Origin of the sequence: Anabaena sp. CCY 9402-a, assembly GCF_963920945.1 — a bacterium.
Taxonomy (GTDB): domain Bacteria; phylum Cyanobacteriota; class Cyanobacteriia; order Cyanobacteriales; family Nostocaceae; genus Trichormus; species Trichormus minutissimus.
Window position 1 is genome coordinate 1 of the sequence record NZ_CAWUDL010000057.1, and the last position, 11,861, is coordinate 11,861.

At 39.8% G+C, this 11,861-nt stretch carries 12 protein-coding genes; 7 read left to right on the top strand and 5 right to left on the bottom strand.

Translation table 11 applies throughout. The annotated features are described in order from the left end of the window. The first annotated feature begins 650 nt into the window (after nt 1–650). Together ACM0OR_RS19575 and ACM0OR_RS19580 are read left to right on the top strand one after the other, a co-directional pair. On the top strand, nt 651–920 hold the full coding sequence (locus ACM0OR_RS19575) for a hypothetical protein (protein WP_414578153.1): 270 nt from the start codon (nt 651–653) through the stop codon (nt 918–920). Further along, a complete protein-coding gene (locus tag ACM0OR_RS19580; protein ID WP_414578154.1) occupies nt 917–1,375 on the top strand; it encodes a type II toxin-antitoxin system VapC family toxin in 459 nt (152 codons plus the stop codon). Before ACM0OR_RS19575 ends, ACM0OR_RS19580 begins: the two co-directional genes overlap by 4 nt. A gap of 88 nt (nt 1,376–1,463) precedes the next feature. Here the strand turns inward: ACM0OR_RS19580 and ACM0OR_RS19585 are convergent, their stop codons facing one another. Both ACM0OR_RS19585 and ACM0OR_RS19590 read right to left on the bottom strand, forming a co-directional pair. Next, nucleotides 1,464–2,366 carry a S1 RNA-binding domain-containing protein gene (locus tag ACM0OR_RS19585; protein WP_414578156.1) on the bottom strand — a complete coding sequence of 301 codons (903 nt, stop codon included), beginning with the start codon at nt 2,364–2,366 and terminating at the stop codon, nt 1,464–1,466. Between the two features lie 203 nt (nt 2,367–2,569). Next, nucleotides 2,570–3,319, bottom strand: a complete 750-nt coding sequence (locus ACM0OR_RS19590; protein WP_414578158.1) for a dienelactone hydrolase family protein — start codon at nt 3,317–3,319, stop codon at nt 2,570–2,572. Between the two features lie 209 nt (nt 3,320–3,528). On the opposite strand from ACM0OR_RS19590, the gene ACM0OR_RS19595 reads away from it, so the two are divergent. Both ACM0OR_RS19595 and ACM0OR_RS19600 read left to right on the top strand, forming a co-directional pair. Then, nucleotides 3,529–4,512: a GntR family transcriptional regulator gene (locus ACM0OR_RS19595; RefSeq protein ID WP_190701387.1), complete on the top strand. Its 984-nt coding sequence runs from the start codon at nt 3,529–3,531 to the stop codon at nt 4,510–4,512. 66 nt (nt 4,513–4,578) lie between these two features. Then, complete coding sequence (locus tag ACM0OR_RS19600; protein ID WP_414578159.1) at nt 4,579–4,764, top strand: hypothetical protein; 186 nt, start codon at nt 4,579–4,581, stop codon at nt 4,762–4,764. A 355-nt stretch (nt 4,765–5,119) separates the two neighbouring features. Here ACM0OR_RS19600 and ACM0OR_RS19605 read toward each other — a convergent pair whose 3' ends face one another. Then, on the bottom strand, nt 5,120–6,268 hold the full coding sequence (locus ACM0OR_RS19605) for an alanine--glyoxylate aminotransferase family protein (protein WP_414578161.1): 1,149 nt from the start codon (nt 6,266–6,268) through the stop codon (nt 5,120–5,122). A 191-nt stretch (nt 6,269–6,459) separates the two neighbouring features. Between ACM0OR_RS19605 and ACM0OR_RS19610 the strand changes: the two genes are divergently transcribed. Then, complete coding sequence (locus ACM0OR_RS19610; RefSeq protein ID WP_414578162.1) at nt 6,460–6,978, top strand: HPP family protein; 519 nt, start codon at nt 6,460–6,462, stop codon at nt 6,976–6,978. Between the two features lie 58 nt (nt 6,979–7,036). Beyond that, nucleotides 7,037–7,426 (top strand): DUF1499 domain-containing protein, encoded by a 390-nt coding sequence (locus ACM0OR_RS19615; RefSeq protein ID WP_414578200.1) that lies wholly within the window; start codon nt 7,037–7,039, stop codon nt 7,424–7,426. A 79-nt stretch (nt 7,427–7,505) separates the two neighbouring features. On the opposite strand, the gene ACM0OR_RS19620 is transcribed toward ACM0OR_RS19615, so the two are convergent. Further along, nucleotides 7,506–8,579, bottom strand: coding sequence for a glycosyltransferase family 4 protein (locus tag ACM0OR_RS19620; RefSeq protein WP_414578164.1), 1,074 nt, complete (start codon nt 8,577–8,579; stop codon nt 7,506–7,508). A gap of 654 nt (nt 8,580–9,233) precedes the next feature. On the opposite strand from ACM0OR_RS19620, the gene ACM0OR_RS19625 reads away from it, so the two are divergent. Further along, complete coding sequence (locus tag ACM0OR_RS19625) at nt 9,234–10,037, top strand: ABC transporter permease (RefSeq protein ID WP_414578166.1); 804 nt, start codon at nt 9,234–9,236, stop codon at nt 10,035–10,037. 215 nt (nt 10,038–10,252) lie between these two features. Here ACM0OR_RS19625 and ACM0OR_RS19630 read toward each other — a convergent pair whose 3' ends face one another. Then, entirely contained in the window at nt 10,253–11,836 is a 1,584-nt protein-coding gene (locus tag ACM0OR_RS19630; protein ID WP_414578168.1) for an NB-ARC domain-containing protein, read from the bottom strand. Nucleotides 11,837–11,861: the final 25 nt, after the last annotated feature.

An 11,861-nucleotide genomic window follows, 5' to 3' on the forward strand; every position in this document is an offset into this window, starting at 1 on the left:
ACGACCTATATTCATCAATTCACTATTTTGTTATTCTGTCAATACGTAAGTCCTAACATACTTAAACCAGAACAAATTGATGTACTGGCTGTTATACATGGTTCACAGCAAATTACATCCAGTTCTATGGATGAGTAGTATTTTGCTTCAATTTGTACCACTCAACCTACAAATCTACGAGCCTGAGTCTTAAATTAGGCTGGTGTTAAAAAATTCCTGTTTTCCACCAAGGAGTATTTTTAATTTCATTTTCCAAAGTTTTAATTTCCTGTTGAATTTTTTTAATTTGGTTTGGCATGGATTTTTTAGAAAAAATACTTATTGACAGCTTCAAATCTTCTATCCTCCAATTAATTAGTATGTAAAGCCCCAAGTGATTGAAACTATACATTTATTTAGAAGTATGAATGACCTCGTGGTTGTTTTACATTTGTAAAAACTCGGAATTAGTTAAATATCTATTGAAAAAATAATTTGAAGACTTCTGCTATAATTAAGTAGAAACTCGGTTATAAATGACTAAAAATATAATAATTTATGTAATATTCCTGGGGTTACACTGTAAATTAAGAGGCGATCGCACCCTCACCTCTTCCTCCAAACTCCCATCGTGCTACCATTAGCAATAAATTCTCTTGGGAGGTCAAGCGATGGCTACCCTTAACGCCTTCAATATACCCGATGAGTTATACGCACAGTTGCAAGAGTTAGCTAACGCTGAAAATAGCTCAGTTGAAGCTCAAGTTATTACTGTATTAAAGAATGCTTTGCAGACAAAAGCACAGCCAACAGTAGACGAAAGATACAAAAATGTCCCAAAACTTCTAGAAGAAATCCGTCTTCGTCGTAGTCGCTTGAATCCAGCAGACTTTGGATTACCTGATAGCACTGAGATGATTCGAGAAGACCGGAATAGATGAATACTTCCCTGAGATGTGTGGTAGATACCAGTGTGTGCATCAAGTATTTTATTGCTGACCCATTAACTACCAAAGTTAATCAACTATTTGGTCATCTTGCTAATCCACAGACTGAAATTTTTGTACCAGACTTGTTTTATATAGAGTCTGCCAATGTTATGTGGAAGTATGTTCGCGCAAAAATGTACACTGAGGCTGAAGTTAAAGTAGATTTAGCAACGCTGAAAAACTTTCCCTTGCGTGTTGTATCGACGGCTGACTTAATGGCTGATGCCGTGACGATCGCTCTCAATTATAACATCTCTGCCTACGATGCTTGCTATGTCGCCCTTTCTCAGCAGGTTGGTGCTATTTTACTAACTCTCGATGCAAAATTGGTCAGGGCTTTAAACAATTCTGCTGACAATATTTGCTTATTTAATGATTTTGAAATTCCACCATTACCATCAATATAAAAAAAAGCGATCGCCTCTCTTCATGCCAAAATAGAAAAAGCGATGGGCTACACCCCGCCTTCGGCGATCGCAGTAAATTCAAAAAAATCTATTCAGCCGATTTATTAGCAGATCGATGAGCGCGTGCTTCTGCTGAGTTCATCACTTCTTCTAGATTTTCTACCACTTCACCAGGGAAGTTTTCTAACACTCTGGTAGAGATAGCAATGCGACCTTTACCTTCATCCAAGTCAATAACTACAGCTTTAATTTGTTGACCAACTTGGAAGACTTTTTCTAGGGATTCAATAAACCTTTGACTGACTTGCTTGATGTGCAGTAAAGCACCCATACCTTCAACATCAACAAACACACCAAAAGGTTTAATTCCTGTCACCTTACCTTCTACTAACTGACCAATTTCTAACAAGTTGAAGTTACTAGAACGGGTGGCTAAACGCTGAGAAAGAATTAATTTCTTGTTGTTCCGATCTACTTCCAAAAAGCCAACAGTAAGATTTTGACCTTTGAGTGCTTCTAAATTATCACGTTCTGCCAAGTGCGATCGCGGAATAAATCCTCGCAATGATTGCAAATCAACGGTGACACCACCTTTATTCACACCTGTTACTCGTACTTGCACTGTCTGGGAATTTTCTTGCATCTGCACCAATTTTTCCCAGATGTGCTGAATTTCTAACTGTTTGCGAGACAAAGTTACTTGACCTTCTGCATCCTGTTCGCGGATAATCAAGAACTCTAATTCTTCCTGTAACGGTAAGACCTCCGATAAATCGGTAACACTTCTCAAAGAAGCCTCATCACGGGGAATATAAGCTGACGATTTGCCACCAATATCAACATAAGCCCCATCAGGATCAAGCTGAAAAACTTTACCGTAAACAACCTGTCCCTTTTGAAACTGGTAGTCGTGTTTTTCTAACGCCTTAGCAAAATCATCCATCGTAAAAGGCGAGTTGGCTTTTTGAGAAAGTTGCGATTCGGAATTCATGACAATTGACAATAAATTGTTGTTATTTGATTGGATACCGACGGAGTTTGTAATTCGTAATTCAGCAAGGCTGTTGAAAATTTTTGATTCACTATGAGAAATCACAAATTATGAATTTTGACTGAATCTTTAACACTATCTGAACTAACAGCAGTGTTAAGTTTACAAATCTATAACCGTGGTATGGGCAAGTAGATCAGTTTCTATTTTGCCAAAATAGTAGCAAATAGTTGCTGTACTTGCTCCCAAGCATCAGCTGCTGCTTGAGGATGATAGCTAGCACGACGGTTACAGAAAAATCCGTGGTCAGCTCCATCGTAGCCGAACACACGATGGGAAATGTTGTATTTTTCTAACTCTGCTGCAATCTGGTTGACGTGTTCTGGGGGAATACTAGCATCTTTCTTGCCGAAAAATGTATAGATTGTGCCTTTAATTTCTGAGGTGCGGGTAATGGTTGGTGTGCCGCCTCCGGTTATACGAGTGGGTATTCCAGCACCATAGAAAGAAGCTGTTGCAGTAATATCAGGTAGAGTGGCAGCAAGATAGGCTACATGACCGCCAAAACAAAAACCAATACAACCAAAGCCATCTTTCTTCACGTTGGGTAAGGTTTTGAGGTAGTTGATGGCGGCTTGAATATCACTTAATAATTCTGATGCTGTAGTTTGCTCCCAAGCGTATTTTCTCCCAACTTCAACATCTGCTGGGGTATAACCTGTTTCAAAACCAGGCGCAACCCGTTCAAATAGTGCGGGTGCGATCGCTACATATCCTAACTCGGCAATGCGTGCTGTCACCTCTCGAATATGCTCATTTACACCAAAAATCTCTTGTAAAACCACCACTCCTGGGTAAGAACCCGGTGCTTGGGGTTGTGCTAAGTATGCAGAGATTTGTAAATTATTGTGCGGAATCTGCACAAATTTAGTATCTAATGCTTGCTCAGTCATAATAATTTTTACCCATGCAACCTGATAAAGCTTTGTGATTATTTGATATAACTATGCCAGTATGTTTAGTCCATTACCAATTAAATCTCAACTACCAAGAGTCAATATAATTCGTAATTCGTAATTCGTAATTCGTAATTCGTAACGATGCTCCCCCCGCTACGCTAACGTAATTGATCTAGTGATACTAGTATTCAGGAGTTTGGGTGATGATTCAATTCCGTATTCAGCCAGATAGTGAAATTCCCGCATCAACCCAGCTATTTAATCAAATGCGGTTTGCGATCGCCTCTCGGCAATATTCGCCAGGATATAAGTTACCCAGCACTAGGGCTTTAGCCATGCAAACTGGGCTACACCGCAACACCATTAGTAAAGTTTACCGTCAGCTAGAAGAAGATGGTTTTGTAGAAAGTCTGGCTGGTTCAGGAATTTATGTCCGCGCCCAAGGTCATGAAGGCGGAAGTCGGCTACAATCACCCATTTTGCAAAAACATCCTGAAGCCTCAAAGGTTTTGCAGCAAGCCCTAGATGAACTAATTGGCCAAGGATGTTCACTCAATCAAGCACGAGAGATATTCTTAGCAGAAATTGACTGGCGTTTACGTTGTGGTGCGCGGGTAATAGTTGCAGCCCCTTCTAAAGATTTGGGTGTTGGTGATTTAATGGTCTATGAATTAGAAGACACATTGCAAATCCCAGTACAACTAGTAGCAATAGAAGAGTTAGCGGCAATACTAGATAAAACTACTTCAGCTACAGTAGTGACCAGTCGCTATTTTATCAACGATGTGGAAGCGATCGCTGCACCTAAATCTGTGCGGGTGATTCCTCTCGATATCTACGACTACAGTAAAGAACTCAACCTTTTAAAAACCCTACCTAAAGATAACTGTGTAGGTATAGTTAGCCTCAGTTCTGGAATTGGTCATCAAGCGGAGGTAATCTTACACGGTTTACGAGGTGATGACCTACTAATCATGACTACCCAACCACAGGATAGTTATAAATTGCAAGCTATTGTCAAACGCGCCGAGGTAATTATTTGCGATCAAGCCTGTTTTAGCATAGTGCAAACAGCAGTCCAAGCAGCTTCTGAAGACATTATTCGTCCACCCAAGCTGATTAGAGTAGAAAGTTACATTGGTACAAATTCGATTAACTTGCTCAAACGTGAATTGGGATTGGGTTAAATACGGTTAACGCCATTGTTGTTGAAAGCGTTCTTCGAGTTGGTAATGTCAGGCGATACATTGGTAATGTCAGACGATACATTGGCAACGTCAGGCGATACATTAGCAATGTCAGGCGATACATTGTCAATGTCAAGCGACACATTAGTAATGTCAGGCGATACATTGTCAATGTCAAGCGACACATTAGCAATGTCAGGCGATACATTAACTCAAATTTCTCATCAATTCTTGCAACCTCAGTTTTTGTAGTGGTGTGGCAAGGCTAAAATAGTGCAATAATGAACCACAGAGACGCAGAGAACACAGAGAAATAAAGAAGATTATTACTTATTTTTTATACACCACATTAGTCCGGTCACGCTAGTAGCGACAGCGCAACCCAACAAAAGTCCATGAGTAAACGTTGGGTTTCCTAATGTCAACCCAACCTACCTGATTTAATGTTTTTAGCTTAACCGACAAGTATTGACGCCCTCATTCCTAAGCTAATCGTCATTTAAATTGCACCATTTTCATGGTCATCAAAGCTGCAAACCCTCTCCCTTGCTCCCTGCTCTCTGCCCCCCTGCGGCCTCAATGTGCAAATTAAATGCTTAACAGCTTACTACTTGGGTAGAACTTTCTGCAATGCTTCTATGAGTCGGTCAACACTTTCGGGACGACTGTTGAAACCCATTAGTCCCACACGCCAGACTTGACCGGCTAATTCACCTAAGCCGCCGCCAACTTCAATATTATGTTCATTGAGTAATTGCCGTGCAATTGCTTTACCATCCACGCCAGTCGGAATACGCACAGTGGTAAGGGTGGGTAAGCGATACTCCCGTTCTACGTGCAGACTTAATCCTATATCTTCTAAACGTTGCCACAAATATTCTACGTTCTTTTGGTGGCGTTGCCAGCAGTTCGCTAGTCCTTCTTCGGCAATTAAACGCAATGCTTCCCGCAGTCCATAATATAAGTTAACCGGGGCTGTATGATGATAAACGCGTTCACTCCCCCAATATTTACCCAGCAAATTCATATCCAAATACCAATTTGCAACCTTAGTACGGCGTTTTTGCAATTTCTCCATTGCGCGGGAACTCATGGTAAAGGGAGACGCACCTGGGGAACAACCTAACCCTTTTTGACTGCAACTATAGGCTAAGTCTACTCCCCAAGCATCTAAAAATATGGGGACACCGCCTAAACTTGTGACTGTATCTATTAATAGCAGTGTGCCAAATTCCTGACACAATTCACTTACTCCCTCTAATGGTTGACGTGCGCCGGTGGAAGTTTCCGCATGAACTAAAGCCAAAATTGCTGGCTGATGGTTTTCTAAGGCGGTGCGGAGTTCTTCTAGTGAGAAGACTTGTCCCCAAGGCTTGGTGATGCTGCGGACATCTGCGCCATATCTTCCAGCCATATCTACCAGACGATTACCAAAATAACCAGCCACACCAATTAACACGACATCACCGGGTTCTACAGCATTAGCAATAGTGGCTTCCATTGCAGCTGAACCTGTACCACTAACAGCAATGGTGAGGGGGTTTTCAGTTTGCCAAACGTAGCGTAGCAGAGACTGAATTTCATCCATCAAAGCTAAGAAAGCTGGGTCAAGATGCCCTACTGGAGAGGTACTCATCGCTTGCAGAACTGTGGGATGGGCATTAGAAGGGCCAGGCCCCAGTAGCAGACGGGTGGGAATTTCTAGAGGTTGGAGTTGTAAGCGTTGATTGTCATTAATAGCAATTGTCTGGGTCATGATTTTCGCCTCAGTGGTACTTACCGGATCATAAAGCGATCGCATGACCGATTTTTGACTCTGCCTTGAGATTATCTTTTTCTATTACCAAAGGCGTAGTTTACACCAGTCAATCTCTAAAACCTCTCGTTGGCAGGAAGCAGCAACCAGAACAAAGTTTTACATTTTGCCCAGCAGTATTTATTTAAGTAATGAGTAAACAACGTTCTAGCTTAAAACCCCTACAGGGGGCCAATCGGTCGATTAGACGCAGACTCAATATTCAAGGCGAACTTGCCCTAGTTGCAGCACCAACTTTGATAGTGTTGATTGTGATGTTTTTGGTAGAAACTCTTAGCCAGCAGCGATTGCTATTTGCTTCTCTAGCTTCCAGTGCATTTCTGATTTATTTAGATCCTCTTCATGGTACAAATACTGTACGTACCCTAGTTCTTGCCCAAATGATGGCAGCAACTATCGGGTTTATCACCTATTTTGTCCTAGGTGGGGGCTACCTTTCTGGGGGACTAGCGATGGTAATTGCGATCGCATTAATGATTATATTAGATGCAATGCACCCCCCGGCCGTTTCTACTTCCCTTAGTTTTGCTTTAAAAGCTGGTAATGTCGATAATCTACTTTTATTTGCCCTAGCAGTTGGGATTACAGTAACTTTGGTAGGATTAGAGCGTTATTGTTTATGGATAGTAGCACGTTACAGCCACCACTAAAGAAGTCAAAAGTCAAAAGATTATTATTTAACTTCCCAGTTCCCAATACCCAATACCAATTATGCTTGCAGGTAAACGACCAAATAATTTAGGTGTACGCGAAGGTAAGTTAGCCGCTTGTCCTAGTTCGCCTAATTGTGTTTCTAGTCAAAGTTCAGATGCAGTTCATCAAATTGCACCCCTGAATTTTACTTCAACACCAGAAGCTGCGATCGCTAATCTCAAAACAATCATTCAGTCCTTACCACGTACCAAAATTATTACTGAAACACAAGATTATTTATATGCAGAATTTCAGAGTGCTTTGCTGGGATTTGTAGATGATGTAGAGTTTTATGCTGATCGCAATGCTAATGTAATTCATGTGCGATCGGCTTCCCGTTTAGGTCAGAGTGATTTGGGCGTTAATCGTCAACGCATTGAGACAATTAGAGCCAAGTTGAATTAAAGAAGATAGTAGAAAAGGGAGACAAGGGAGACAAACAAAAAACTTCTTTTTATCTTCCCCAATCCCCAGTCCCTAATCCTTACTTTAAAATTACTGTGCTACGGAGACGCCCATTATTAGCAAATTTCTTTTGCAGAATTTGCCGATAAACTTCTTCATAGCCATCAGTCATGGCTTGGAGGCTAAAACGGTTTTGGACATACTCCCGACAAGCATAACGGTCTAAATCTGCAACTTTAGCGATCGCACTAACGCACTCTTCGACATCATTGCACAGGAAACCCGTTTTACCGTGGGCAATTACTTCTGTAGTTGATCCAAGTTTCATGGCGATAACTGGTGTACCTGAAGCCATTGATTCAACCATGACTAAACCAAATGGTTCTCGCCAGGTGATGGGGAATAAGGTTGCTACTGCACCTCCCATCAGGACATTTTTTTGTGTATGATTTGCTTCGCCTAAATACTCGATTTGCTGACCATCAATTAATGGTTTAACTTCTTTTTCAAAATATTCCACATCAACAACGTCTACTTTACCGGCTATTTTTAATCGCCAACCAGCTTTTTTAGCAATTTCTATGGCTAAATGTGTGCCTTTTTCTGGAGATATCCGACCTAAAAAGGTTAGATATGGCGGTTCATCTGGTTGGGGATAAAACTTATAACTACTAACATCAATGCCGTTGTAAACTGTTCCCACATAATTGAGTCCTAATCTGAGTTCCCGTTGGGCATCAGAAATACTCACAAAAGGCTGACTTTTTGCATACTGAAACATTTTTTCATTGTCAGGGGTAAAAATACCATGTAGAGTGTTAATCGTAGGCGTTTTCACCAGTTTGGTATAAGACAATGATGCACAGCCCATGTGCGAATGAATAATGTCAAATTCGTCTGCACGTTCATATACTGAACCTAGTTGTAGCATTTCGTAAATGCCATATTCTTTGATACTAGAATCAAGCCTGAGCGCACGGGGATGAACTGATGCTAGCTTGGCTGAAGTGATAGAATCTCCTGAAGCAAACAGTGTTACTTCGTGTCCTCGTCGGACTAACTCATCAGTTAATAACCCCACCACTAACTCTATACCGCCATAAGCAGGCGGGGGTACTCTCTCCCATAATGGGGCTATTTGAGCAATTCTCATCACAAACCTCCGACAAACTAAGATTTGAATTAGGTGTGTTTGTTTATCGTTTCCAGAGTGCTTGCGGTTAATTTAGGGCGCACTAGAAACCATTTTTTAACACAAATTTTTTAAATTCATTACCCCTAAATCTTATGCTTTAAATTCTTAATTACTCGTCTATCCTAGTAGGGAAATTACCCTATTCCTTATACAGTATATTTGTCTTATGATTAGTATTTTATGTACATTGAAAATACGAGTCAGTAATTTACAAAAATGATCGCGTTTCTAGAGAAGTTGCATTGTAATTTCTCTAGAGCATCATTGCATCAAGTCAATCTAAACTATTGGAGTGAAAATTTAGGTATTTTTGTTAGGAAAAACTTTAAAATTAACGGATTGGACAGTATATTGCCATCATTAGAGTTTTATTGATGTTTTTTCTCATCTTTACTCTTTCAAAGCCTGAAGATACAGGTTTTTTGATTTTTGACAATTGGTAGAGACGGGATAAATTGCCGTTTCTACAGAAAATCTGTTAGACATCTGGTGAAAAAGATTGTAGAGACGTAGAAAGCTACATCTTTACAAGGTTTCTGGAGATATCTAATATTGACGTTTGCTGTCAAGTCGAATATATTTTATACTGCCATACTTAAGAATAATCAAAACGTGAATATATCTCCATCTCAAAAAAAACCGTTTGTCACATGGCAAGCGGTTTTCTCAGTAGTCATGTTTGTGTTTATGTACCTACCGATTCTGGTACTAGGGTTTTATAGCTTCAACCAATCACCCTACAGTGCAACTTGGCAAGGCTTCACCCTCGATTGGTACACCAAATTACTAAGTGACGATCGCATTCTCTCAGCTTTAAAAAATAGTTTAATTGTCGCCATGTCTGCGGTAAGTGTCTCCGCAGTCTTAGGAACTTTGATGGCGGTAGGCTTGGCGCGTTATCAGTTTTTTGGGAAAAAGCTCTATCGTGGTATTGCTTATCTACCCTTAATTATTCCCGATATTGCGATCGCTGTTGCCACCCTCGTTTTTCTGGCAGCCTTCGCTATACCCTTGAGTTTATGGACAATTGTAGCTGCTCATGTAGTATTTTGTATAGCTTATATCGGACTAGTCGTTTCTTCCCGACTTACTAATTTAGATCCCCATCTAGAAGAAGCTGCATTAGATTTAGGTGCTACACCAGTACAAGCTTTTATTCAAGTATTACTACCACAATTAATGCCAGGAATTGTTGCAGGTTGTTTACTAGCATTCGTCCTCAGCTTAGATGACTTTCTTATCTCTAGTTTTACCTCTGGTAGCGGTTATAATACCTTACCAATGGAAATTTTTAGTCGTATTAGAACAGGCGTTAAACCTGATATTAATGCTTTAAGTGTTTTATTAATTGTCGCCTCTGCAATGGTTGCTGTCATAGCTGAATCAATTCGCGCCTTGGGAGATAAGAGGGAATAGGGGACAGGGGAGAGATTCTTAGAGGGTGTTTGAAAAGTCTGTTTCTTTGTCATGTTGAATGCAGCGTAGCGGAATGAAACATCTGGTGTATGTGCCACAAAGCCTAGATTCTTTCCTACGGAACGCTTCGCGAACCTTACGCTCCGCTCCAGTCAGAATGACATTTTTATACCTCTTGAAACTTTTCAAACAACCTCTTAAAATTGAAACTCTATTTATTCAAAAGCAGAAAGCAAATGTGAGATATTTTTAGAGGTATATCCTTGAGCTTCCAATAGAGAAATAACCTTGTTCAGTTGAGTTTCCACGTGCTGCTGACTACGAAATTGAGCTAATAGAGTTTGTTGAATAGGTTTAACAAATCGTCTCATTTGTTCTTGATTCAATTCCTCATCGTTTGGATATTCTGTAATAAAATTATGGGTGATAAACAGTTCATAACCATTAATAACACCACTTATAAATACTTGTTGAATCTGTTCACAAGTTTTGAAAATGAATCTCTTAGTGCTATATTTTAAAATGACTGGATCTAGGACATAAATTAGGGGAGTTTCTTCAATATTTTTATCTAACAAAGAATGCCTACTCATTAAATCATTTAAAGTTTGCAGTAAATGACTATCAGTTAACAATTGCCGACTATCTTGTAACAATTGATTCCATAAGGCTGTATTGCGTCTGATAGCTACCCAATAAATCACATTTATTTCTGCTTGTGAGAGTGCTTGAAATTGTCTATCTAAGAAGTCAGTTGTGACTTCATCAACAAAAATTGAGAGCATCATAAAGTTTGATATATCACCACCAAATACATTATTAACACTCCCAATAATTCTTTTCAGAATCCACGGGTTGTTATAACGCCTGCTAAGTTCTTCTATCTCACTATCTGTACCTGACAAACCTTCTGCTCTTAAAAATTCTTGTGCATCTTCGTAACTTAATCCTCCCAACCTTTTAGAGTAAACAAATTGTCCTTCTAATCGTTCAATATTCTTAGGTCTTCTTCTACTCAGCAATAATAAACAGCTTTTGTGAGATTCTTTAGCAACTTTCTCTACAAATAAATTATAGTTGGTATAATCTTGAGTATGATTGTCAATAATTTCTTCCCAACCATCCAGCACTATCAAACATCTTTGACGATGTAAATACTGCATGATTTGATCAATATTGCCTGTTTCTTGTTCACCTCTCGATAAAAACTGCACAAGTTTTATCAATACTTCTGAACATAGAGGTGCTGATTGTAGAGGCAGCCAGATGATGAAATCATATCTGTTAGCAATTTCATTTCTTTCTATTAAATGGCGAACTAAAGCACTTTTACCAACTCCCCCCATGCCATAAACTGTAACTAATCGACAGTTCTCTGCGATGATCTGTTGCTGAAGTTGATCTAATTCTTGGGTACGTCCATAAAACTTAGACAGAGGAGGTGCTTCGCTCAAATCCTTATTAATATCTGCTTCATTTTCTTTTACCTCTTCCCAGTTCAAACCTAACACCTCGCACAAAGTCTGGAAAGTAGTGGCATTAATGCGCTTTCCTTCCCGAAAGCGTCTCCAAGTTGATAATGATACACCATATCTTTCATCATTATCCCAGTCTCGATTCGGTTCTAACATTTTACTGGCTTCCTTAAGAAATATTTCTTCCGCATCCCAACCCGGCTCAATCCATCCTTTTTTCCTAATTCTGTCTCTTCTGGCTTGTCCAATTTTTCTAATCCTAGCTTCCCTGATGAGTTCTTTTCCACGTTGAGAAGCTTTGAGAGAAAAGCATTTTCTAGACATAAATTTCTTAGTATTTGCGAACAAT

What these genes read in the sequence shown, in the direction of transcription:
- ACM0OR_RS19595 (WP_190701387.1), top strand. Translation starts at nt 3,529, where the DNA reads ATGATTCAATTCCGTATTCAGCCAGATAGTGAAATTCCCGCATCAACC.
- ACM0OR_RS19630 (WP_414578168.1), bottom strand. Translation starts at nt 11,836, where the DNA reads ATGTCTAGAAAATGCTTTTCTCTCAAAGCTTCTCAACGTGGAAAAGAA.
- ACM0OR_RS19580 (WP_414578154.1), top strand. Translation starts at nt 917, where the DNA reads ATGAATACTTCCCTGAGATGTGTGGTAGATACCAGTGTGTGCATCAAG.
- ACM0OR_RS19575 (WP_414578153.1), top strand. Translation starts at nt 651, where the DNA reads ATGGCTACCCTTAACGCCTTCAATATACCCGATGAGTTATACGCACAG.
- ACM0OR_RS19620 (WP_414578164.1), bottom strand. Translation starts at nt 8,579, where the DNA reads ATGAGAATTGCTCAAATAGCCCCATTATGGGAGAGAGTACCCCCGCCT.
- ACM0OR_RS19605 (WP_414578161.1), bottom strand. Translation starts at nt 6,268, where the DNA reads ATGACCCAGACAATTGCTATTAATGACAATCAACGCTTACAACTCCAA.
- ACM0OR_RS19600 (WP_414578159.1), top strand. Translation starts at nt 4,579, where the DNA reads ATGTCAGACGATACATTGGCAACGTCAGGCGATACATTAGCAATGTCA.
- ACM0OR_RS19590 (WP_414578158.1), bottom strand. Translation starts at nt 3,319, where the DNA reads ATGACTGAGCAAGCATTAGATACTAAATTTGTGCAGATTCCGCACAAT.
- ACM0OR_RS19585 (WP_414578156.1), bottom strand. Translation starts at nt 2,366, where the DNA reads ATGAATTCCGAATCGCAACTTTCTCAAAAAGCCAACTCGCCTTTTACG.
- ACM0OR_RS19610 (WP_414578162.1), top strand. Translation starts at nt 6,460, where the DNA reads ATGAGTAAACAACGTTCTAGCTTAAAACCCCTACAGGGGGCCAATCGG.